The sequence below is a fragment of the Methylobacterium oryzisoli genome (assembly GCF_046557895.1).
GTDB lineage: Bacteria > Pseudomonadota > Alphaproteobacteria > Rhizobiales > Beijerinckiaceae > Methylobacterium > Methylobacterium oryzisoli.
This window is the reverse complement of the sequence record NZ_JBKIBX010000016.1, coordinates 1,856-24,123: the sequence shown is the minus strand read 5'-3', so window position 1 is coordinate 24,123 and position 22,268 is coordinate 1,856. Positions and strand designations below refer to the sequence as shown.

At 71.4% G+C, this 22,268-nt stretch carries 20 protein-coding genes; 14 read left to right on the top strand and 6 right to left on the bottom strand.

Annotated elements, in window-relative coordinates; translation table 11 throughout:
• Window positions 1-260 precede the first annotated feature (260 nt).
• Window positions 261-713, bottom strand: a complete 453-nt coding sequence (locus ACKUB9_RS16935; RefSeq protein ID WP_407524609.1) for an SRPBCC family protein — start codon at window positions 711-713, stop codon at window positions 261-263.
• A gap of 255 nt (window positions 714-968) precedes the next feature.
• On the opposite strand from ACKUB9_RS16935, the gene ACKUB9_RS16930 reads away from it, so the two are divergent.
• The 9 genes from ACKUB9_RS16930 to rpe all read left to right on the top strand — a co-directional run bounded on the left by ACKUB9_RS16930 (window position 969) and on the right by rpe (window position 8,557).
• A complete protein-coding gene (locus tag ACKUB9_RS16930; RefSeq protein ID WP_407524611.1) occupies window positions 969-1,886 on the top strand; it encodes a branched-chain amino acid ABC transporter permease in 918 nt (305 codons plus the stop codon).
• A complete protein-coding gene (gene livM / locus ACKUB9_RS16925; RefSeq protein ID WP_407524613.1) occupies window positions 1,886-3,301 on the top strand; it encodes a high-affinity branched-chain amino acid ABC transporter permease LivM in 1,416 nt (471 codons plus the stop codon). The genes ACKUB9_RS16930 and livM overlap by 1 nt, the downstream gene beginning before the upstream one ends.
• Window positions 3,301-4,149 (top strand): ABC transporter ATP-binding protein, encoded by an 849-nt coding sequence (locus ACKUB9_RS16920; protein ID WP_407524615.1) that lies wholly within the window; start codon window positions 3,301-3,303, stop codon window positions 4,147-4,149. Before livM ends, ACKUB9_RS16920 begins: the two co-directional genes overlap by 1 nt.
• Window positions 4,146-4,760: a LysE family translocator gene (locus ACKUB9_RS16915; protein WP_407524617.1), complete on the top strand. Its 615-nt coding sequence runs from the start codon at window positions 4,146-4,148 to the stop codon at window positions 4,758-4,760. The genes ACKUB9_RS16920 and ACKUB9_RS16915 overlap by 4 nt, the downstream gene beginning before the upstream one ends.
• Window positions 4,757-5,533, top strand: coding sequence for an ABC transporter ATP-binding protein (locus ACKUB9_RS16910; RefSeq protein ID WP_407524619.1), 777 nt, complete (start codon window positions 4,757-4,759; stop codon window positions 5,531-5,533). The genes ACKUB9_RS16915 and ACKUB9_RS16910 overlap by 4 nt, the downstream gene beginning before the upstream one ends.
• Window positions 5,534-5,561: 28 nt before the next feature.
• On the top strand, window positions 5,562-5,915 hold the full coding sequence (locus tag ACKUB9_RS16905; protein WP_407524621.1) for a DUF6867 family protein: 354 nt from the start codon (window positions 5,562-5,564) through the stop codon (window positions 5,913-5,915).
• Window positions 5,916-6,042: 127 nt separating this feature from the next.
• Window positions 6,043-7,173 carry a branched-chain amino acid ABC transporter substrate-binding protein gene (locus ACKUB9_RS16900; RefSeq protein ID WP_407524623.1) on the top strand — a complete coding sequence of 377 codons (1,131 nt, stop codon included), beginning with the start codon at window positions 6,043-6,045 and terminating at the stop codon, window positions 7,171-7,173.
• A 345-nt stretch (window positions 7,174-7,518) separates the two neighbouring features.
• Window positions 7,519-7,797 (top strand): translation initiation factor IF-1, encoded by a 279-nt coding sequence (gene infA, locus ACKUB9_RS16895; protein ID WP_012335131.1) that lies wholly within the window; start codon window positions 7,519-7,521, stop codon window positions 7,795-7,797.
• 76 nt (window positions 7,798-7,873) lie between these two features.
• Entirely contained in the window at window positions 7,874-8,557 is a 684-nt protein-coding gene (rpe, locus tag ACKUB9_RS16890; RefSeq protein ID WP_407524625.1) for a ribulose-phosphate 3-epimerase, read from the top strand.
• A 120-nt stretch (window positions 8,558-8,677) separates the two neighbouring features.
• Here the strand turns inward: rpe and parC are convergent, their stop codons facing one another.
• Both parC and recO read right to left on the bottom strand, forming a co-directional pair.
• Window positions 8,678-10,924 carry a DNA topoisomerase IV subunit A gene (gene parC, locus ACKUB9_RS16885; protein ID WP_407524627.1) on the bottom strand — a complete coding sequence of 749 codons (2,247 nt, stop codon included), beginning with the start codon at window positions 10,922-10,924 and terminating at the stop codon, window positions 8,678-8,680.
• A gap of 54 nt (window positions 10,925-10,978) precedes the next feature.
• The gene (gene recO / locus ACKUB9_RS16880; protein WP_407524629.1) at window positions 10,979-11,719 is read right to left on the bottom strand and encodes a DNA repair protein RecO; all 741 of its coding nucleotides are present in this window, start codon (window positions 11,717-11,719) and stop codon (window positions 10,979-10,981) included.
• 182 nt (window positions 11,720-11,901) lie between these two features.
• On the opposite strand from recO, the gene ACKUB9_RS16875 reads away from it, so the two are divergent.
• Entirely contained in the window at window positions 11,902-12,750 is an 849-nt protein-coding gene (locus ACKUB9_RS16875) for a chemotaxis protein CheA (RefSeq protein ID WP_407524631.1), read from the top strand.
• A 336-nt stretch (window positions 12,751-13,086) separates the two neighbouring features.
• Here the strand turns inward: ACKUB9_RS16875 and ACKUB9_RS16870 are convergent, their stop codons facing one another.
• Both ACKUB9_RS16870 and ACKUB9_RS16865 read right to left on the bottom strand, forming a co-directional pair.
• Entirely contained in the window at window positions 13,087-14,808 is a 1,722-nt protein-coding gene (locus tag ACKUB9_RS16870; protein WP_407524633.1) for a calcineurin-like phosphoesterase C-terminal domain-containing protein, read from the bottom strand.
• A gap of 79 nt (window positions 14,809-14,887) precedes the next feature.
• Window positions 14,888-16,384 carry an undecaprenyl-phosphate glucose phosphotransferase gene (locus ACKUB9_RS16865; protein ID WP_407524635.1) on the bottom strand — a complete coding sequence of 499 codons (1,497 nt, stop codon included), beginning with the start codon at window positions 16,382-16,384 and terminating at the stop codon, window positions 14,888-14,890.
• A gap of 220 nt (window positions 16,385-16,604) precedes the next feature.
• Here ACKUB9_RS16865 and ACKUB9_RS16860 point away from each other — a divergent pair, with 220 nt between their 5' ends.
• On the top strand, window positions 16,605-17,846 hold the full coding sequence (locus ACKUB9_RS16860; RefSeq protein WP_407524637.1) for an MFS transporter: 1,242 nt from the start codon (window positions 16,605-16,607) through the stop codon (window positions 17,844-17,846).
• A gap of 163 nt (window positions 17,847-18,009) precedes the next feature.
• On the opposite strand, the gene hmuQ is transcribed toward ACKUB9_RS16860, so the two are convergent.
• Window positions 18,010-18,339, bottom strand: a complete 330-nt coding sequence (gene hmuQ / locus ACKUB9_RS16855) for a heme-degrading protein HmuQ (RefSeq protein WP_407524639.1) — start codon at window positions 18,337-18,339, stop codon at window positions 18,010-18,012.
• A 431-nt stretch (window positions 18,340-18,770) separates the two neighbouring features.
• Between hmuQ and ACKUB9_RS16850 the strand changes: the two genes are divergently transcribed.
• The 3 genes from ACKUB9_RS16850 to ACKUB9_RS16840 all read left to right on the top strand — a co-directional run bounded on the left by ACKUB9_RS16850 (window position 18,771) and on the right by ACKUB9_RS16840 (window position 22,106).
• Window positions 18,771-19,175, top strand: coding sequence for a helix-turn-helix domain-containing protein (locus tag ACKUB9_RS16850; protein ID WP_407524641.1), 405 nt, complete (start codon window positions 18,771-18,773; stop codon window positions 19,173-19,175).
• 363 nt (window positions 19,176-19,538) lie between these two features.
• Window positions 19,539-20,189 (top strand): OmpA family protein, encoded by a 651-nt coding sequence (locus ACKUB9_RS16845; protein WP_407524643.1) that lies wholly within the window; start codon window positions 19,539-19,541, stop codon window positions 20,187-20,189.
• Between the two features lie 87 nt (window positions 20,190-20,276).
• The gene (locus tag ACKUB9_RS16840) at window positions 20,277-22,106 is read left to right on the top strand and encodes a DEAD/DEAH box helicase (RefSeq protein ID WP_407524645.1); all 1,830 of its coding nucleotides are present in this window, start codon (window positions 20,277-20,279) and stop codon (window positions 22,104-22,106) included.
• Window positions 22,107-22,268: the final 162 nt, after the last annotated feature.

Sequence of the window (22,268 nt, the reverse complement as noted above, 5' to 3'; positions counted from 1 at the left end):
CTCCTCTCCCCGCATGCGGGGAGAGGGCTCTGCCGACCTTGTCGTCGGCAGAGCGAGGCGGCAGCCGAAGGTGAGGGGGCGGTTCTGGGTGCGCTCTGTCCTGAGACGCCCCCTCACCCTCGCCCTGCGGGCTCGCTGCTTGCACCTTATCGTGCAAGCAGCCCTCTCCCCGCACGCGGGGAGAGGAGATCCCGCGCCTTGATCGTCACGGTCGCGCGAACGGGACCGACGCTCACCCACGAGACGGGGCTGCCTTCGCTTCAGCCCCCCTGAACCTCCTTGGCGAAGGTCTCGAAGAACGTGTCCGCGTACTTCTTGGCCACGCCGTTGATCAGCCGGCCGCCGAGCTGCGCGAGCTTGCCGCCGACGCTGGCATCCACGTCGTAGGTCATCTTGGTCTGGCCGCCCTCGACCGTCTCCAGCCGCACCGCCGCGCCGCCCTTGGCGAAGCCCGCGACACCCCCCTGCCCTTCGCCCGAGATGCGGTAGCCGTTCGGCGGGTCGATGTCGGAGAGCGTGACCTTGCCCTTGAAGGTCGCCTTGACGGGGCCGACCGCGATCTTGGCCGAGGCCTGCAGCTCGGTGTCCCCCACCTTCTCCAGGCTCTCGCAGCCCGGGATGCAGCGCTTCAACACCTCGGGATCGTTGAGTTTTTCCCACACCGTCTGCTGGTCGGCAGGCAGCACCACCTCGCCGTTCATCGTCATCGCCATCGCGCGTCTCCCCCGCGGGTCTGGTCCGACGATAGCGAAGCGGCCAAGCCCAAGCCAGCCGCCCCGCCCTCGCCAGATTGTGGAGTGGTGCGCCGCTTGCTGGAGTGGTGCGCCGCTTGCTAAGGAATTCCTCGAGGCCAAGAATTCCGGCCAGAACAATCCCCTGAGCGATACCGGCCCTCGGGGAAGGGGCCGGAGGCCAGGGTCTCGGGAGGCGCGTTCGCTGCGGCGGACCGGACGGGAGCGTGTATCCGCATGGAGGTCTTCGCGCAGCAGCTCATCAACGGGCTGACGCTCGGGTCGATCTACGGCCTCATCGCCATCGGGTACACGATGGTGTTCGGCATCATCGGCATGATCAACTTCGCGCACGGCGACGTGTTCATGCTCTCCGCCTTCATCGCGCTGATCGCCTTTCTGATCCTGACCACGTTCCTGGGCATCGCCTCGGTGGTGGTGGCGCTGATCCTGGTGATGATCATCGCGATGGCGCTCACCGCGCTCTGGGGCTGGTCGATCGAGCGCATCGCCTATCGCCCCCTGCGCGGCTCGTTCCGCCTCGCGCCGCTGATCTCGGCCATCGGCGTCTCGATCTTCCTGTCGAACTTCGTGCAGGTGGTGCAGGGCGCCCGCAACAAGCCGACCCCGCCGATGATGCGGGAGGTGATCGTGCTGTTCGAGCGCAACGGCTACGCGGTCGCCCTCTCCTACCGGCAGATCGTCATCATGGTGACGACCGCCGTGCTGCTCGCGGGCTTCTGGTACCTCGTGCAGCACACCTCGCTCGGCCGCGCGCAGCGCGCCTGCGAGCAGGACCGCAAGATGGCGGCGCTGCTCGGCATCGACGTCGACCGCACCATCTCGCTCACCTTCGTGCTCGGCGCCGCGCTCGCCGCCGTCGCCGGCACCCTCTACCTCCTCTACTACGGCGTGGTGTCGTTCTCGGACGGGTTCGTGCCCGGCGTGAAGGCCTTCACGGCGGCGGTGCTGGGCGGCATCGGCAGCCTGCCGGGCGCGGTGCTCGGCGGGCTGATCATCGGCCTCGTGGAGACCTTCTGGTCGGCCTACTTCTCCATCGAGTACAAGGACGTGGCGGCGTTCTCGATCCTCGCCATCGTGCTGATCTTCATGCCCTCCGGCATCCTCGGCCGGCCCGAGGTCGAGAAGGTCTGATGAGCGCCCCCGCCCCCGCCCTCGCGGCGGCCCCCGCCGCCCGCCCGGCCCTCGACCTCCAGGCCATCGTCAAGGACGCGCTGCTCTTCGCGCTCGTCACCTTCGGGCTCTGCGTCCCGATCGTGGCCTACCGCACGGACCTGAGCGCCACGAGCGCCCTCGACCTCACCCCGCGCTGGGGGCTGGTAACGATCCTGTGTGGCATCGTCTTCGTCGCCCGCCTCGCGCAGCGCCTGATCCTGGCCAACCGCGACGCGCGCCGGGCGCTGACGCCTTCGCCCCGGCAGGCCACCGAGGCGGTCGATGCGGCGCCGAACGCCGCCCAATCCCTCTCCCGCTTCGGCCTGCCGCTCTTCCTCGGCGTGGCGCTGACCTTCCCGCTGCTCGCCACGCTCGGCACCGGGGGCTTGAGCGAGTCGCGCTACTGGATCGACCTCGGCATCCTGATCCTCACCTACGTGATGCTGGGCTGGGGCCTCAACATCGTGGTGGGCCTCGCCGGGCTCCTCGACCTCGGCTACGTCGCCTTCTACGCAGTGGGCGCCTACTCGTACGCGCTGCTCTCCACCACCTTCGGCCTGTCGTTCTGGATCTGCCTGCCGCTCGCCGGCCTGTTCGCGGCGCTCTGGGGCATGATCCTCGGCTTCCCGGTCCTGCGGCTGCGCGGCGACTACCTCGCCATCGTGACCCTCGCCTTCGGCGAGATCATCCGCCTCGTGCTCATCAACTGGTCGGATTTCTCCGGCGGCGCGGCCGGCATCTCGTCGATCCCGCGCATCACCTTCTTCGGCCTGCCCTTCACGGCGGGCGAGGGCGGGTTCGCGTCGGCGCTGGGCATCGAGTTCAGCCCGATGCACCGGGTGGTCTTCCTCTACTACCTCATCCTCGTGCTGGCGCTCGTCACGAACCTCGTGACGCTGCGCCTGCGCCGTCTGCCGATCGGCCGGGCCTGGGAGGCCCTGCGCGAGGACGAGATCGCCTGCCGCTCCCTCGGCATCAACACCACCAACACCAAGCTCACCGCCTTCGCGCTCGGCGCCATGTTCGGGGGCTTCGCGGGCTCGTTCTTCGCGGTGCGCCAGAGCTTCGTCAGCCCGGAGAGCTTCAACTTCCTGGAGAGCGCGATCATCCTCGCCATCGTGGTGCTCGGCGGCATGGGCAGCCAGATCGGCGTGGCGATCGCCGCGGTCGCGATGGTCGGCGGCCCGGAACTCCTGCGCAACCTCGACTTCCTCAAGCCCGTGTTCGGCGACCATTTCGACCCCAACGAGTACCGCCTGCTGCTGTTCGGCCTCGCCATGGTGGTGATGATGATCTGGCGCCCGCGCGGCCTGATCTCCGAACGCTCGCCCTCGGTGGTGCTCAAGGAGCGCAAGGCCATCTCGGGCTCGCTCGTGAAGGAGGGGCACGGCTGATGAGCGCCTCTCCCCGGCTCGCCGACCCGGTGCTGACCGTCGAGCACCTCACCATGCGCTTCGGCGGCCTCGTGGCCGTCAACGACCTCTCGTTCCGGGTCGGGCGCGGCGACATCACCGGGCTGATCGGCCCCAACGGTGCCGGCAAGACCACGGTCTTCAACTGCATCACCGGCTTCTACAAGCCGACCGAGGGCATGATGACGCTCCGCCACCGCGACGGGGCGGAGTACCTGCTGGAGCGCCAGCCGGGGTTCCAGGTGAACCGCCGCGCGCGGGTGGCCCGCACCTTCCAGAACATCCGGCTGTTCACCGGCATGACGGTGCTCGAGAACCTGCTCGTCGCGCAGCACAACCCCTTGATGCTGGCCTCCGGCTACACCTTGGCGGGGCTCATCGGCCTGCCGGGCTTCCGCCGGGCGCAAGCCGCCGCCGTCGAGAAGGCGGTGGGGTGGCTCACCCGCATCAACCTGCTGCACCGGGCCGACGACCCGGCGGGCGACCTGCCCTACGGCGACCAGCGCCGGCTGGAGATCGCGCGGGCCATGTGCACCGACCCGGTGCTGCTCTGCCTCGACGAGCCCGCTGCCGGCCTCAACCCGCGCGAATCGGGCCAGCTCAACGACCTGCTGCGCTCGATCCGCGACGACGACACCTCGGTGCTCTTGATCGAGCACGACATGTCGGTGGTGATGGAGATCTCCGACCACGTCGTGGTGCTCGATTACGGCACCAAGATCGCGGACGGCACCCCCGCCGAGGTGCAGAGCGACCAGAGCGTCATCGCCGCCTATCTCGGCGTCGAGGACGAGGAGGTCGAGGCCGTCGAGGCCGAGGTGGGCGTATGAGCGTCGAGACGTGGCTGGCCTTCGCGGCGGCCTCGGCCGTCCTGGTGATGATCCCCGGGCCGACCATTTTGCTGGTCGTGTCCTACGCGCTCGGGCGCGGCTGGCGCACGGCCTTGCCGGCGGTGGCCGGGGTCGCGCTCGGCGACGCCACCGCCATGACGCTCTCGCTGCTCGGTCTCGGCGCGGTGCTCGCCGCCTCCGCGACCCTGTTCACGCTGCTCAAGTGGCTCGGCGCGGCCTACCTCGTCTGGCTCGGCCTCCGGCTCTGGCGGGCGGGCGGCCGGCTGGAGGCGCACCCGCGTGAGGGCGGGCCGGCCCTGCGCATGGCCGCCCATGTCTGGCTGGTGACGGCGCTCAACCCCAAGAGCCTCACCTTCTTCATCGCCTTCCTGCCCCAGTTCCTCGATCCGCGGAGCGATCTCGTGTCCCAGATGGCGGTCTTCGAGGCCACCTTCCTGGCCATCGCCAGCCTCAACGCCCTCGCGTACGCGGTCCTGGCCGGGCGCGCCCGCTTCCTGTTCGGCCGGGCGGACCGGGTGCGGCTGTTCAACCGGCTCGGCGGCAGCCTGCTGATCGGCGCCGGGATCGCCACCGCGAGGTCCGCCCCGTGAGCGCCGCCACGCCGCTGCCGGCCGACCGGCCCGCCTTCGCCTCCGGCGCCAGCACCCCGCTGCTCAGCGTGCGGGGCGTGAAGACCTTCTACGGCAACATCATCGCCCTCAAGGGCGTCGACCTCGACGTGAACGAGGGCGAGATCGTCACCCTCATCGGCGCGAACGGGGCCGGCAAGTCGACCCTGATGATGACGATCTTCGGCAACCCGCGGGCGCGCGAGGGCAGCATCACCTATGCGGGCCGGGACATCACCCGGATGCCGACCCACGAGATCGCCCGGCTCAACCTCGCGCAATCGCCCGAGGGCCGGCGGATTTTCCCGCGCATGACCGTCTACGAGAACCTGCAGATGGGGGCCGCCGTGAACGGCGGGGCGCATTTCGCGCAGGATCTGGAGCGGGTCTGCGCCCTCTTCCCGCGCCTGAAGGAGCGCCTGCACCAGCGCGGCGGCACCATGTCGGGCGGCGAGCAGCAGATGCTCGCCATCGCCCGCGCGCTGATGAGCCGGCCGCGGCTGCTGCTCCTCGACGAGCCCTCGCTCGGCCTCGCGCCGCTCGTGGTCAAGCAGATCTTCTCGGTGATCAAGGACCTCAACGAGCGCGACGGCATGACGGTCTTCCTCGTCGAGCAGAACGCCTACCACGCGCTCAAGCTCGCGCACCGCGGCTACGTGATGGTGACGGGCACGATCACCATGAGCGGCACCGGGCGCCAGCTCCTCGACGATCCCTCCGTGAAGGCTGCCTACCTCGAAGGCGGCCGGCATTGAGCCTCGCATCCGCAGCAGGGTGAGTACCGTGCAGGGCATTCTCTACGAGGAGAGCACGATCTGGCTCTTCCTCCTCGTCACGGTGGTGATGGGGGGCTGGGCCGCCTGGATGATGGCGCGCGGCATCGCGCTGGGCTGGCGGCCCTACTGGCAATGCGTGCTGGCGCTGCTCCTGCTCGGGGTCGCGGTGCGCTTCATCCACTTCGCCCTGTTCCAGGGCACGTTCGTGTCGCCGCACTTCTACGCGGTCGACGCGGCGGTGCTGCTCCTCATCGGCTCGGCGGGCTTCCGCGCCACGCGCGCCCGCCAGATGACCACGCAGTACCGCTGGCTCTACGAGCGCGCGGGCCTTTTCGGCTGGCGCCCGCGCGCCTCCGCCTGAGGCCGATTTCCGCCGTGACTTCGGGCCTGCGGCGCGCGAGACTTCACGAGTTCCGGGGGAATCTCCGGGCCCACGGCCGCGAGGCGGCCCACCAAGACCGAGACGTCTGATCCAGAGGAGTACACCGATGAAACGCACGCTGTTGCCCGGTCTCGCCCTGGCGGCCGGCCTTGCCTGGGCGGGCACGGCTCAGGCGCAAATCAAGATCGGGGTCGCCGGCCCGCTGACGGGCTCCAGCGCCGCCTTCGGCGCGCAGCTCAAGAACGGCGCCGAGCAGGCGGTGGCCGACATCAACAAGGCCGGGGGCATCAACGGGCAGAAGATCACGCTCGTGGTCGCCGACGACGCGGCCGATCCCAAGCAGGGCGTCTCGGTGGCCAACAAGTTCGCGGCCGAGGGCGTCAAGGCGGTGGTCGGCCACTTCAACTCGGGCGTGTCGATCCCGGCCTCCGAGATCTACGCCGAATCCGGCATCGTGCAGATCACCCCGGCCTCGACCAACCCGAAATTCACCGAGCGCAAGCTCTGGAACACCTTCCGCACCTGCGGCCGCGACGACCAGCAGGGCGCGGTGGCGGGCGGCTACCTCGCCCAGAACTTCAAGGGCAAGAACATCGCCTTCGTGCACGACAAGACGCCCTACGGCCGCGGCCTCGCCGACGAGACCCTGAAGTCGCTGAAGGCCAAGGGCGGCAAGGACGTGCTGTTCGAGGGCATCAACCCGGGCGAGAAGGATTATTCGGCCCTGGTCTCGAAGCTGAAGCAGGCCAAGGCCGACGTGGTGTATTTCGGCGGCCTGCACACCGAAGCTGGCCTGATCGTGCGCCAGATGCGCGACCAGGGCCTCAACGCCCCGCTGATGAGCGGCGACGGCATCACCGACAAGGAGTTCGCGCAGATCGCCGGCCCGGGCTCGGACGGCACGCTGATGACCTTCTCGCCCGACGCCCGCAAGAATCCCAACGCCAAGGACGTGGTCGCGGCCTTCAAGGCCCGCAACTACGACCCCGAGGCCTACACGCTCTACTCCTACGCCGCCGTGCAGATCCTCAAGCAGGCGATGGAGGACGCCAAGTCCACCGATGGCAAGAAGGTCGCCGACGTCATGCACTCGGGCAAGGCGTTCAGGACCGTGATCGGCGACATCTCGTACGACAAGAAGGGCGACATCACCCGTCCCGACTACGTGATGTACATGTGGAAGAAGGGCAACGACGGCCGCATCGACTACACTGGGAACGAGATCCCGACCCAGTAAGCTCATAGCGCACCGGAACCCCTCTCCCTTGCGGGAGAGGGGCAGGGGATCTCTGATCCCGTGCGGGATCTTCGATCCCCATGCCCTTCTCCCGCACGGGAGAAGGGTTCCCCAAGCTGTCCGCGCTCTTCCACCTCGGATTGAACAGGTGTTGACAGCCGGCCGGATACCTCACCGGCATGGCTTGCGCGAGCCTGCGCCCCACCTTACATGCACAGTCGCGTTCGCAGGCCTCAAGCCTCCGGCTCCCCCGTGCCGTGCTCCTCGCCTCGACCGCCTCGCGCTGGATTTCGATTGATCGCTCCCGGAGCGCCGCACGCGACGGCCGCCGGGTGGAGAGTATGGATGGCGAAGGAAGAGCTGATGCAGTTCGAGGGTCTCGTGCTCGAGATCCTGCCGGACGCGCGCTACCGCGTGCAACTCGACCAGGGTCACGAGATCGTGGCCTACACGGCCGGCAAGATGAAGAAGAACCGCATCAAGACTCTGGCCGGCGACCGCGTCACCGTCGAGATGTCGCCCTACGACCTGGAAAAGGGACGGCTCGTCTTCCGTCACAAGGATGAGCGTTCGTCCGGCCCGCGCCCGCCGTTCCGCGGTGGCAGCCAGTTCCGCCGCCGCTGATCCGACCGTTCGGCGCCGATCGGCCGGGCCGGGGCGCGCCGGTCCCAGGCCCGTCGGCGGCGCGGAGGCCCCGCCCATGCTCCGTCCCCTCGTCATCGCCCCCTCGATCCTCTCGGCCGACTTCGCCCGGCTCGGCGAGGAGACCCGCGCCGTGGTCGCGGCCGGCGCCGACTGGGTGCATGTCGACGTCATGGACGGGCATTTCGTGCCCAACCTCACCATCGGTCCGGCCGTGGTGAAGGCCCTGCGCCCGCATACCGATGCGGTCTTCGACGTCCACCTGATGATCGCACCGGCGGACCCCTACCTCGAAGCCTTCGCGGAAGCCGGCGCCGACATCATCACGGTCCATGCCGAGGCCGGTCCCCATCTCCACCGCTCGCTCCAGACCATCCGGGCGCTGGGCAAGCGCGCGGGTGTGGCGATCAACCCGGGCTCGCCCGCGAGCCTCGTCGAGCCGGTGCTCGACATGGCCGACCTCGTGCTGTGCATGACCGTCAACCCGGGCTTCGGCGGCCAGAGCTTCATTCCCTCCGTCTGCGAGACCGTGGCGCGGGTGCGGGCGATGGTGGGCGGGCGCGACATCGACATCGAGGTCGATGGCGGCGTCACGGCCGAGACCGCGCCCGCCGTGGTGCGGGCCGGCGCCAACGCGCTGGTCGCGGGCTCCGCCACCTTCAAGGGCGGTCCCGCCGCCTACGCGTCGAACATCGCGGCGATCCGCCAGGCGGCGGAGGATGCGCGCGGCGCCTGGGTCTGACGGACCTGCAGGCGGATATCGCCAGCCTCTCCACATGAAGCGTGGGAATCCCTCTCCCGCAAGGGAGAGGGATTCCCACGCTCTACGAATGCGCCGCGCGGGCGGGACATGCGTCCCACCCTACGGCCGGTTGCTGCGCGGGAAGCCGCGCGGCGCCATGGCGCCGATCGTGCCGCGGTGGCCGACCCACTTGGCCAGTTCCTCGCCCACCACGGTGCGGGTGCGCCCGGCGCTGTCGGGCCAGGTCAGCCCGTCGGCGAGCTTGATCACCGACAGGTAGGCGAGGCTGCTCTCGCGGTAGCGCTGCAGGCGCACGCCCTTGCCGCGGGCCATCTCGGGAATCTCGGTGAGAGGGAAGACCACCAGCAGGCGGTTCTCGCCGCAGGCCGCGACGTGGTCCCCCTCCCCCACCTCGACGCAGTGGGTCGTGACCGCGGCGCCGTCGAGGGCCACGACCTGCTTGCCCTTGCGGGTGTTGGCCACGAGCCCGTCCGAGGCGGTGGTGAAGCCGCGCCCGTCGCTCGTGCCGATGAGCAGCTTGGCGCCCGCCCGGTAGGGCCACGCCGTCACGATCTCGGCCCCGTCGTCGAGATCCGCCATCAGGCGGATCGGGTCGCCGAAGCCGCGTCCGCCCGGGAGCTTGGCGGCGTCGAGTGTGAAGACCTTGCCGTTTGAGGACAGGACCAAGATCTTGGCGGTGGTCTCGGTCGGGAAGCTCAGCTTCAGCGCGTCGTCGCCCTTGAACTGCACGCCCGACAGGTCGGCGACGTGCCCCTTGAGCGCCCGGATCCAGCCCTTCTGCGAGACGATCACGGTGACCGGTTCGCGCTCGATCATCGCCTCGGCGAGGTCGATGTCGGAGGTGTCGGGCGGGTTTTCCAGCGTCGTGCGGCGGCGCCCGAGCGCGGTCTCGGGGCCGAAGGTTTTCTTCACCGCCCGGACCTGCGCGGTGATCGCCTTCCATTGCAGCGCGTCGGACCCGAGCAGCGCGTCGATCTCGGCCTTCTCGGCCGTCAGCGCCGTGTGCTCGCGCTTCAGCTCCATCTCCTCCAGCTTGCGCAGGGAGCGCAGCCGGGTGTCCAGGATGGCGTTGGCCTGCAGCTCCGTGAGGGTGAAGACCCGCATCAGCTCGGCCTTCGGCTCGTCCTCCTCGCGGATGATCTGGATCACCCGGTCGAGGTCGAGATAGACGATGAGCAACCCGCCCAGGATCTCCAGGCGCCGCTCGATCTGGCCGAGGCGGAAGCGCGAGCGCCGCTGCAGCACGGAGCGGCGATGGTCCAGCCACTCGCGCAGCACCTCCGCCAGGCCGACGACCCGGGGCACCTGCCCGTTCATCAGCACGTTCATGTTGAGGGAGAAGCGGCTCTCCAGCTCGGTGAGCCGGAAGAGCGACTCCATCAGCACGACGGGATCGACCGTGCGCGAGCGCGGCTCCAGCACGACCCGCACGTCCTCGGCGGATTCGTCCCGCACGTCGGCGAGCAGCGGCAGCTTCTTCTCGGTGAGAAGCTCGGCCATCTTCTCGATGAGCCGCGCCTTCGGCACCCCGTAGGGGATCTCCGTGACGATCACGTTCCAGGCGCCGCGACCGAGATCCTCCCTGGTCCAGCGCGCCCGCACCCGGAAGGAGCCGCGGCCGGTGCGGTAGGCCTCGGCGATCGACGCGGCCGAATCCACCACGATGCCGCCGGTGGGGAAGTCGGGCCCCTTCACGAAGGTGGTGAGCTGCTCGGAGGTCGCGGCCGGATGCGTGATCAGGTAGAGCGCCGCGTCGCAGAGTTCGGCGGCGTTGTGGGGCGGGATCGAGGTCGCCATGCCGACCGCGATGCCCTGCGAGCCGTTGGCGAGCAGGTTCGGAAAGGCCGCCGGCAGGACGACCGGCTCGTCCTTCTCGCCGTTGTAGCTCGGGCGGAAATCGACCGTGTCCTCGTCGATGCCATCGAGGAGGAGCCGCGCCACTTCCGTCAGGCGCGCCTCGGTGTAGCGGTAGGCGGCCGGTCCGTCCCCGTCGATGTTGCCGAAATTGCCCTGGCCGTCGACGAGCGGGTAGCGCTGCGCGAAATCCTGCGAGAGGCGCACCAGGGCGTCGTAGATCGCTTGGTCGCCGTGGGGATGGAAGTCGCCCATGACGTCGCCGACGATCTTCGCGCATTTCTTGAACGCGGCGGTCGGGTCGAGGCGCAGCAGGCGCATCCCGTAGAGGATGCGCCGGTGCACGGGCTTGAGCCCGTCGCGCGCGTCCGGCAGCGCGCGGTGCATGATCGTCGAGAGCGCGTAGGCGAGGTAGCGCTCCTCCAGCGCCGCCTTCAGCGCGACGTTCTCGATTCCGTCGCGGTCGGACGGCGGCTCGAACGGCTTGCCCATGAAACCCGTCTACTTGTCAGTGGTCGGCTGGAAAGCCGGAACATAACACGAACATCAGCCCGCTTCTGCGGTCCCGAGTGCGACGAATCGCTCCCGCTCCTCCGGAGCCGTGAGGCCGCGCGGCTGCCAGACGTGCTGATCGAGGAAATATCCCGTCAAGGTAAATCCCTGACGAACGTCGCGCGGCGTCGGCGTGGCACCGGTGCCGCCCGCCTCGCGGTCGACGAGGAAGTCGGGCAGCGCCAGCAGCCGGTCGCGCCAGGGCTCGCCCGCCGCCGCGCTCACCGCGCGCCCGCTCCGGGGCGAGACGTAGGCGAGGTAGGCGTTGGAGCCGGTGGCCGCGCAGGCCGATAAGTCGAGCCCGTAGCCGAGCTCGGCCAGGACCGCGAGCTCGAACCGCACCATCAGGGGCGGCGCGATGCCGGCATCGTGCAGGTGCGCGACGAGGATGCGGGCGGCCGCGAACAGGCCCGGATGCGGGTCTCGCTCCGGCAGCAGCCGCAGCAGCCCGGCCGCGTGCGACAGGCCGTAGAGGGCGAGCCGCGACGCCATCAGCCGCCCGGCCGCGCTCTCCAGCGGCTCGACCGTGAACTGGCCCAGGCTCTCGTCGAGGCGCGCCCGCCACACCGCCCGCACGAGGTTGCCGGGCTGCAGCACCGGCTGCATCCGGCGCGAGCGTCCGCCATGCACGAGGCCGAGATGCCGTCCGTGCTCGGCCGTCATCAGTTCGAGGACGACGCTCGTCTCCCCGTGCCGCCGCGCCCCGAGCACGAGGCCCTCGTCCGTCCATTGCATACGACGCAAGATAGGGGCGGACAGGCCCGGGTTGAACGCCCCGGACGCGCCGCCGAGCCCGATCGCTAACGAATTCGTGAGTTGTCACGGCTATTTCCCGACAATCGGGCGGTTCTTGACAAATTCGCGCCTGATTCGCCGCGCCTGTCTTCGGTGCGGTAGACGAGATACGGGAGCGGAGCATGATGTCCGTCGAGATCGATCCGTCGGAGCGGCGCGCGCAGGCGCTGGAGCGGCCCATGTCGCGCCGCCCTGCGCTGTTGGCCGCGATGGCCGGACTCGGGCTGGCCGCCTGCGGCGGGATCGCGCTCGCCGCCTACCCGGCGGTGAAGACCATGTTGGCGCCGCCGAACCCCGGCATCCGCATCGGGCCGGTGGCCGAGATGCCCGAGATCAAGGACGGGCTGCCGGCCCTCAAGGGCGAGACCCCGGTGCGCGTGGTGGCGATCCCGCCCGCGACGCCCGCTTCCGCGGCTCCGCCGCCCCCTTCTCTGCCGTCCCCTGCCGCAGCCCCGGCCCCCGCGAGCCCGCCGGACGGCCTCGTGACCGGCACCGTCGCGCCTCCCAAGCCCGAGCCCGTCGCGCCCAAGGATCCGCCCGCGCCTCCGGTGGCGCGCAGCGAGGCCGCCGTTCCGCCGCCCGCCCCGGCCGTCAAGGCCGCCGCCATCGCGCCCGTCGAGATGCCCCCGGTTCCGCCTGCTGCCGCGGCGCCCGAACCGGCGCCCGCCAGGCCCGTCGAGGCGGCGGCCGAGCCGGCACCCGCCAAGCCCGCGAAGGCGGTGGCCGCCAAGGCCGATCCGAAGCCTGCGCCGAAACCCGCGGCGAAGCCGGTCGCGCGCCGCGAGAAGCCCGCGCCCGAGCGCACCAAGACCGCCTCGGCGGAGCCCACCGCTCCCGTGGCACCGGCCGAGCCCGAGCAGAAGACCTTCCTGGGCCTCCCGGTCCCCGACTTCGCGCCGGCCGGGCGCGCCATCAAGGAGACGGTGGACGCCGTCGGTGACGCGGTGATCAACTTCCCCAAGCGGCTGTAGAGCGACTCGTCGTCGGCACGTTCCAGGACACGCGGGTAGCGCGGGATCCCCTCTCCCGTGCGGGAGAGAGGTAGGGGATCGAAGATCCCGCGTGAGGGTCCCGGGAGGGGGGCGCAGGAAGGCGGAACGCTGCCGCGACCAGCACGACACAACGTGCTTGAATCAGAACCGTCCCGCTCCCCTCACTACCCTCAGCACTTCACTGCGGCTCCCTCCCGGGACCCTCATGTGGGATCTTCGATCCCCATGCCCTTCTCCCGCACGGGAGAAGGGTTCTCCGCCCCTGTCCATCCGGCGGTGGCTGAGGCGGCGGCGGAGGTCTGTCGGAGCCCGCCCTCAGGTCCTGCGGCCGGGCATCCCCTCCCCGCCCGACAACTCCAGCACCATCCCGTCCCGATGGAGGCGGCCGTACTCGTCGGTGGCTTCCACGGTGAGGCGGTGGCAGCCCGGCGTCACGCCGGCGGGCAGGCGGGCGGTCCAGATGTGGGAGGACGGCTCGGCCTTCACCCAGGATTTCTTGCTCGCCGCGAAGCGCGCGTAGAGCGCCGCGACGAACGGGTCCGTCCGGCGCACCCGCGTCATCGCCTGCCACGGGCCGTCGGCGATCCGGTAGCGCACCCGGCTGCGCGGGCCGCCGTCGAAGAGGTTCACGACGAGGTCGGTGGCGCCCACGCTCTCGGCCGGCACGGGCGAGCCAAAAAGCTCGTTGAGCCGCGTCTCGGGCAGCCGCCCGAGGTCGTCCGTGTGGAACTGGCTCTCCAGCAGGATCCGCATCTGGCGGCCGGCATCGTCGCTCGCCGGCACGTAGCGGGTGGTGTAGGTCGCCGCCCCCGTGATGCTGAGCACGTGGAAGCCGTGCGGGGTGCCGTCGCGGCTGTCGGCGGTGGCGATGCCGCGCCGGTCGGCCGGGCCGCTCCACCACGAGCCGGAGACGGCGGTGAGCACGTGGTGGTGGTGTCCGTCCGCGCCCTCCGCCACGCGCCGGCCCGACGCGTCGAGGTAGTGGTGCTCGGTCGTGTGAGTGTGGCCCGCCACGCTGAAGCTCAGCCGGTCCGCGAGCAGCCGCAGCAGGGCCGCCCGGTCCACCGTGTTGATCCCGGGGCTGTCGGGATCCATGTCGGTGAGGAGCGGCACGTGCATCGCCACCACGACCAGCCGGTCGCGGGGCGTCTCGCGCAGCACCGCCTCCACGAAGGCGAGCTGCCGCTCGCCGATGCGGCCCTCGTAGCGCCCGCCCCGCGCCGGGGTGCCGGTGGCAGCACCCAGGTAGTTCACGTTGTCGAGCATCAGGAAGAGCACGCCGCCGTACTGGAAGGCGTAGGCCGGCGCGCCGAAGACCCGCTTGAAGGTCTCGCGGCTGTGGCGGGCGTCCGGCGCCTCGAAGTTGAGGTCGTGGTTGCCGCCGATGTGGAACCACGGGATGCCGACCCGCCCGACGATCCGGTTCTGGCGCGGGTAGAGCGAGAGGTCGTCGAACAGCACGTCCCCGGTGGTCATCCCGAAGGCGGCGCCGAGCCCGAGCGCGCGGGTGACCGCCGTGTCGCGCACGAAGCCGAGCTCGGCGTGGCTCTCCGGCTGCGGGTCGGTGAACAGGATCACGTCGAAGTCGCCGCGCTCCTCGCTGCGCGTGAGGCCGAAATCGACGGAGGCCGGCAGCGGCCCGGTGGGCGCGATGCCGCGGTAGCGCAGGTTCAGGGAGGCCGGGCTGCCGGCCGGCTGGTGGATGTAGGAGAAGCGCGGGATGTTGTCGGCGTCGCACGGCAGGGCGTAGCCGGTGGGCTTGATCACGAAGATCACCGTCTCGTCCGTCACCGGCAGCGTGTAGCGCCCCTCGGCGTCCGTGCGCGCCACCTCGCGCCCGTTCGACACCAGCACGTCCGGGATGCCGGGATCGCCCGGTCCCTGCCGGCCGAGGCCGCCGCGGTCCTCGTAGACGATTCCGGTGACTTGGCCGGTGACTGGTCCGGCGCCCTGCGCTCCCGCGCCCTGCGGCAGCAGCGCGAGGGCGGCGGCGCCCGCCACGGTCTCGCGCCGCGTCAGGGTCATCCGCTCGCTCATGGTCGTCCCCCTGGTCGTCATCCGCCGGAGGGGTCGAGTATGAACCAGAGTTCCTTGACCGTCCCGTGACGGGACGCCCTCAGTAGGCGTTGCGGAAGGCGCTGCGGGCGAAGACCGTCATCGCGATGATCTGGATGTCGAACCAGAGCGACCAGTTGTCGATGTAGTGGAGGTCGTGCTCGACGCGGCGCTGCATGTCGGCATCGGTGAGGGTCTCGCCGCGCAGGCCGTTGACCTGCGCCCAGCCGGTGATGCCGGGGCGCACGTTGTGGCGCCGGGCGTAGAGCGCGATGCGCCGCTCGAAGCTGCGGTCGTGGGCGAGCGCGTGGGGCCGCGGGCCGACGAGGGACATGTCGCCCCGGATCACGTTGAGGAGCTGGGGCAGCTCGTCGAGGTTGGAGCGGCGCAGGAAGCGGCCCACCCGGGTGATGCGGTCGTCGCCCCGGGTCGCCTGCCGGAAGGTCGCGCCCGCCTCGGTCCGCATGCTGCGGAACTTGAACACCGAGAACGCCTCTTGGTTGAAGCCGTGGCGCTTCTGCCGGAAGAGGCAGGGGCCGGGGCTGTCGAGCCGGATCAGGATCGCGATCAGCATCAGCAGCGGTGAGAGCAGCACCAGCCCGGTGCTCGCCAGGACGAGGTCGAAGGCGCGCTTGAGCGCCACGTCGAGCAGGCTCAGGGGCGCCCCCCCGACATTGATGCCGGTGAGCCGCCCGACCCGCGCGAGGCGCAGATCCGCGAACCGGTCCATCACCCGTCCGGGCCGCAGGTGGAGCGCGGCCGGGACGCGCAGGAAGGCGTCGACGCAGCGCTCCACGTCCTCGCCGTCGCTCCAGGGCACGAGGACGAAGAGGTCGTCGGGGCGCAGGAAGCGCACCACCGACACCGCGAGGTCGAGGTCCTCGCCGAACTGGCGACGGCGCGCCGCCTCGTCCGCGCCGGGGGGCGGCGCGCGCAGGTAGCTCGCCCCGATCACCCGCAGGCCGAGCGCCGCGCTGTCGTGGGTCGCGTAAAAACTCCGGATGTCGTCCTCGTAGCCGACCAAGTGGACGCGGCGGGCCGTGTCCGAGCGCGCCGTGACGAGGCGCTGCACGAGGCGCAGGGTCAGGATCCGGGTGCCGAGCAGCAGCGGCAGTCCGGCCAGGCAATAGGCCACCGCTACCACCCGCGAGAACTCGCCGCTCGTCTTGGTGAGGAAGCCGACGAGGAGCACCAGCGTCCAGGCGACGAGCCACAGGGTGGCGGTGCGGCGCAGGTGCGGCTGGCCCGACAGGCAGGCCTCGATGCTGTACTCCCCGCGCGCCACGTTGGGCACGAGGACGAGCAGGCCGAGGAGCAGGGCGACCTGCAGGGTCGAGGCGAGCGGAACCGCCCCTTCGGCGAAGGGCAGGTGATAGAGGAGGTGGGCCGCCAGACCCGTCGCGACGATCACCGCGAGGTCGGCCAGCGCCGCCGCGCCACCGATGGCGAGCCGCTTGGCGCCGCGGCGGCGGCGCGGCAGCAGCGCGGTCCAGATGGCGCGCCGCTCGGGCCTGGTCGGGCCGGGTGTGACGAAGGTCGGGAACCGCTCGTGTCGCATGGGCCGCGTCGTCTGCCTGCTGTGCCGCGCTGGGCCGCCCGTGCCGAAACAGGACGCTTTCGCGGGTCGCGCCGGCCGGGCGGAACCATCGGGGCAAGCGCCGGGCCGCGACGGCTGTGCCGCGCGCGGCAACCCTGCCCTGCGGCGGCCAGCGGAGCCCGAGGGGCGCCGCCGGTGTAGAGAAGCCGGGTCGGAGGATCGCGAGAGGGGCGGTTGTCGGATGGATGCGCGGGCGAGCGGGGGCGGGATGCCGGGCGAGGTGCGGGCGTCGCCGCCGCCACCGGCCGGTCCGGCCGCCGCGGTGCTCGCGGGCCTGAGCCTGTCGCATCTCCTCAACGACCTGGTCCAGTCGCTTCTGCCGGCGATCTATCCGCTGCTCAAGCAGGCCTATGCCCTCGATTTCGGCCAGATCGGCCTGCTGACGCTCGGCTTCCAGCTCACCTCCTCGCTGCTCCAGCCGATGGTCGGGCTGCTCACGGACCGGCACCCGCTGCCGTTCTCGCTCGCCTGCGGCATGCTGGTCTCGCTCTCGGGGCTGCTGCTCCTCTCGCAAGCGTCGAGCTTCGCGGTCCTGCTCGCGGCGGCGGCGCTGGTCGGCACCGGCTCGGCGATCTTCCATCCCGAGGCGTCGCGGGTGGCCCGCCTCGCCTCGGGCGGGCGCTACGGTCTCGCGCAGTCGGTGTTCCAGGTCGGCGGCAATGCCGGGACGGCGCTCGGTCCGCTCCTGGCGGCCTTCATCGTGGTGCCGCACGGCCAGCGCAGCATCGCGCTCTTCGCCCTCGCGGCGCTCGCCGGCTTCGTGGTGCTGAGCCTCGTCGGGCGCTGGTACCGCGATCGCCTCGCCCGCGGCGCATCCCGCTTGCGCCGGAGCGGGGCGAGCCCCCAGGGTGCGTTGTCGCGCGGCCGGATCGTTGGCACGGTGGCGATCCTGCTGGGGCTGATCTTCTCGAAATACTTCTACATGGCGAGTTTCACGTCCTACTATACGTTCTATCTTTTGCATCGCTTCGGAGTGTCGGTGCAGGAGGCGCAGATCTACCTGTTCGTCTTCCTGGGCGCCGTGGCGGCCGGCACCGTGCTGGGCGGGCCGATCGGCGACCGCTTCGGGCGCAAGGTGGTCATCTGGATCTCGATCGTGGGCGTGCTGCCCTTCACGGTGGCGCTGCCGCACGCGAACCTTCTCTGGACCGTGCTGCTCACGGTGCCGATCGGCCTGACCCTCGCCTCGGCCATGCCGGCGATCCTGGTCTACGCGCAGGAACTGCTGCCCGGCCGGGTCGGGCTGGTCGGCGGGCTGTTCTTCGGCTTCGCCTTCGGCATGGGCGGGCTGGGCGCGGCGCTGCTCGGCGAACTCGCCGACCGCGTCGGCATCGAGCAGGTCTACGCCTTATGCGCCTTCCTGCCGGCGATCGGCCTCCTGGCGGTCTTCCTGCCGCGAATCGCGCCGCCGCGGGTCGCCTGATACGACATCCGGACGATCAGTTCGGATCTCGTATCAGGCAGCCAGCGCGGCGCCTGAGCGAAGCCGAAATCCGCATCGCGAAGCGATCAATCGGATTTCGTATGTCACCGGGTCCGCTCGATCGAGCGGACCCGCTCTCGGCGCGGCGGCGCGGGGCCGCGCGCTACTCGGCCGCCGCGGCGCTGCCGAGGGTCTGCACCGCCTCGAACCCCTCGAACTGGGGATGCGACAGGTAGAGCGGCTTGGTGCTGGGCGCCCGGCTGTGCGCCTTGCGGAACTGCTCGGAGCGGGTCCAGGCCTCGAAATCCGCGCGCGAGGCCCAGACCGTGTGCGAGGCGTAGAGCACGTGATCGTCGTGCTCCGGCCCGCGCAGCAGGTGGAATTTCACGAAGCCCGGCATCTCGCCGAGATGGCTGTCGCGGCCGAGCCAGACCTGCTCGAACTCCGCCGTGGCGTCCTTGTAGACCTTGAACCGGTTCATGGCGATGAACATCGCGTTTCTCCTTCGCGGGAGCGAAGCTTGACGGTCGCGTCCCGGGTGCGGGCGAATCAAGGCGATTCCGCTCGGTCGATCAAGCGGCCATTGCGCCGGGTTCCGGGCGGCCCCCGTCAAGGCTGACTCGCCCGGCAGCGGTCGCCTCGGTAGTTTTTCGGGAGTATTCCTCTTGGGAATTCACCCGTCGCGTGTAGACGGAGGCTAGGTTGCATGGCAGATCCATCGAGGCGGAGCTTGGCGCGGCGGGCGGATATCCCGGACCGTGCAGGCGGCATCGGGTCGCGGCGGGGCCGAGGCGGCGACCGAATCCGGCATCGGCGCGGGACGTATGATTCCGCGCCGGCTCGCGGGATCCGTTGAGGCGCGGCAGGGTTTCGGAAGGCCGGCGGCAGTGCCGTGCGGACTGTGGGACAGGGTGTCGGGATTCTATGCCTAAGCAGACTACCGAGGTCGATCGCCTCGTCGGCATCCGCATCACCGCGTTGCGCAAGGCGAAGGGGCTGAGTCAGACCGCCCTCGGCAATGCCGTGGGCGTGACCTTCCAGCAGGTCCAGAAGTACGAGAAGGGCCAGAATCGCGTCGGCGCCGGCCGCCTGCGCGAGATCGCCCGCCTCCTGGAGGTGCCGGTCTCCGCGTTCTTCGAGGAGCCCGGCGACGGGTCAGGCCGCGACGACAACGTGTTCGGCTTCCTGAGCACGCAGGGCGCCATCGACGTGCTGCGCGCCTACGTGCAGATCGAGGACGACCAGCTGCGCCGCGAGGTGCTGGCCATCGTGCGATCCGCCGCGCGCCTGAGCCGCCCGCAGGCCCCGGACGTCCTCTCCGCCGAGTAGCGGGCGTGCCGGGTGCGGGGACGCACTGCCGGCCGGCGGACGGGCGGGCTTACTGGCTGCCACACCGTCGGCGCTGGGCCGACCCGCTCCACCCCGCGCCGGAGGCCCTGGTCATGCGTCGCGTCCGTCTGCTGTTCGTCCTCGCGCTCCTGGGCCTCGGGGCCGGAACCGCCCTCACGGGCGCGTCCGTGCCGGCCGAAGCGCGCGTCCAATGCAAGGGCGGGTGCTGAGCCGATCCGAGCCGGATCCTGCACGGGCGCCCCTCGCGTGCGCTGACGCACATGCGCGCCGTGTCCGCCGTGACATGGTGCTAGGGTGGACCGGAGGCGCGTCCGCGCCGCAGGTTCTGCACAGGAGCGTCCCGTGACTGGATTCGCCGGCCTGCCGATCCCCCGCCTCCTCGCCCGTCACGGGCTCCTCGGTCTGATCGTGGCCGGCGCGGCGCTGGCCGGATCTGCGGTCGGCGCGCGGGCTCAGGCGCTCACCGAGGAGGACATCCTGCGCGCGCTGCTGCCCCCGGCGCAGACCCGCAGCCTGTCCACGGCGATCCGCAACGGCGCCGACGAGCCGCCCCGGCTGGAGCTCTTCCGCAACCGGACCTCTTTTTCGGCGCTGGAGCGCGAGCAGCTCGCCGCCGCCTCCGACGGCCGGCCCCACATCGACCTCGACGTGCCCTTCGCGTTCAACTCCTCCCGCCTCGACGCCAAGGCGCTGCCGGTGGTCAAGATGCTGGGTGCGACCCTCGCCCGGCGCGAGCTGAGCGGCAGCACCTTCCTGATCGCCGGGCACACCGACGGCAAGGGCTCGGACCGGGGCAATCAGGTCCTGTCCGAGCGACGCGCGATCGCGGTGAAGCGCTACATCGTCGAGAATTACGGCGTGCCCGCCGCCAACCTGATCAGCATCGGCTACGGTAAGAGCCGGCCGAAGGACGCGGGCGACCCGCTCGCGGCCAGGAACCGCCGCGTCGTCGCGGTCAACCTGTCGAGCGTGAAGTCGGCCTCGCGCGATTGAGGCCTACCCTCCCGGCGCGCGCGTCACGGGATTCACAAGCGCGGCGGGCTTCGCCATGCTGGCGGGGATGAATCGCGTCGCCGCGCCGTGAGCGCCCCGTCCCGTCCCCTGCGCAGCCACCAGCGCAGCCTCGCCGAACTCGTCGCCGCCCTCGCGCGCGGCGAGGCCGGCGGCGTCTCCGACATCCTGGCCGCCGTCACGCCGGGCGGCGGCAAATCGCTGCTGCCGGTGATCGCGGCGGCGCGGCTCATGGCGGCGGGCGTGGTCGAACGCGTCGTCTGGGTGGTGCCGCGCGATTCCCTGCGCCTCCAGGCCGAAGAAGCCTTCGCCGATCCGCTCTGGCGGGCCGCCCTCGGCCACGCCCTCTCGGTGCGGGCCGCCGACAATTCGCCCGATCCCGCCCGGGGGCTGGCCGGCTACGTCACGACCTACCAGGCGGTGGCCGCCGCCCCCGCGCTCCACCTTGCCGAGATCACCCGCCGCCGCACGCTCCTCGTCGTGGACGAGATCCACCATCTGCCGGCGCTGGCGGAGGGCGACCCGGCGAGCGAGGCCACGGCCTGGAGCCGGGCGCTGGCGCCCCTCCTGCGCCACGCAAGCCTGCGCCTCCTCCTCTCCGGCACCCTGGAGCGGGCCGACGGCCGGCGCATCCTCTGGCTGCCCTACCGGGACGAGCCGGGCCGGGCACCCGTGCCGGACATCGCGGCGCCCGGCTGGGCGGTGATCGGCTACTCGCGGGCGCAGGCGCTCGCCGAGCGGGCGGTGCTGCCGGTCAATTTCGGCGCGCTCGACGGCGAGGCGAGCTGGCTGGAGGGCGGCCGGGCGGACGGGCAGGCGCGGGTCGGCCCCCACCGCCTCTCGGGCCCCGTCCCCGGCCCGACCACGCGCCCGGCCCTGTTCACCGCCCTGCGCACGGGCTTCGCCCGCGACCTCCTGCACGAGGCCTTCCTCGCCACGCGCCGGCTGCGCGCCGCGCGGCGCCTCGCCCGGGGGCTGCCCGCCGCCGAGCCGGCGCGCGGCCTCGGCAAGCTCCTCGTCGTCGCCCCCGACCAAGCGAGCGCGCAGCGCTACTGCGCGATGCTGCGGGGCTGGATGCCGGGCCCCCAGGCGGAGCGCGACGTGCGCCTCGCCGTCTCCTCGGAGCCCGACGCCGCCGCGGCTCTCGCGGCCTTCCGCCTGACGCCCGAGCCCGCCGTGCTCGTCACCGTGGCGATGGCCTACGAGGGGCTGGACGCGCCCGAGGTGGCGGTGGTGGCCGCCCTCACTCACATCCGCAGTCGGCCCTGGCTCGAACAGATGATCGCCCGGGCCACCCGCGTCGATCCGCAGGCCGGCCCCTACGAGGACCAGCACGCGCTGGTCTTCCACCCGGACGATCCCCTGTTCGCGCGCTTCCGCGACCGGATCGAGGCCGAGCAGCTGACCGCCCTGCGGCGCCCGAAAGCGGAGCGCCCGGGCGCGGCGCGCGAGCCCCGCCCGATGCCGGAGACCGACGAGGGCATCGTCCCCCTGGAGAGCAATGCGCTCGGCCTGCGCTACGCCATGCTGCGGCCCGGCCCCGCCCTGGCGCTGGTGCGCCCCGAGGCCGTGCCCGCCCCGGCCCTGCCCCCTTCCGCCGTGGAGCGGCACCTGCGCGCCCGCGTCGCCGCGATGGTCACCGCCCAGGCGGTGGAGGACGAGGCGGAGCTGCGCGCCCCGGCGGGCGGGCGCCTCGCCCACCGCTACAACGCCGTGCTCAAGCGCCTCTCCGGCAACAAGGCCCGGGCCGCGATGACGGCCGAGGACCTCGAAGCCGCGCTGGCGTGGCTGGAGCGCAACCGCCTCGGCGACCACCTCCACCTCCTGGAGGGGGACGCGCGCTACGCCTGGACGGCCCGGCGCCGCTGGGCCGGGGAGCGCCGGACGGCCGCCCGCTGACCGCAGGGCGCCGCCGCGGCCCCGGAATCCCGCCCTTGTCCGGGCGCCCCGGCATCCCACGTTCGAACCTCCCGAACGCCAGTGCCGGAGCCCGATCCCGATGTTCGACGCCAAGCGCCTCCTCGACCAGTTCCTCGGCGGCCCTGCGCAGGGCCGCGGCGG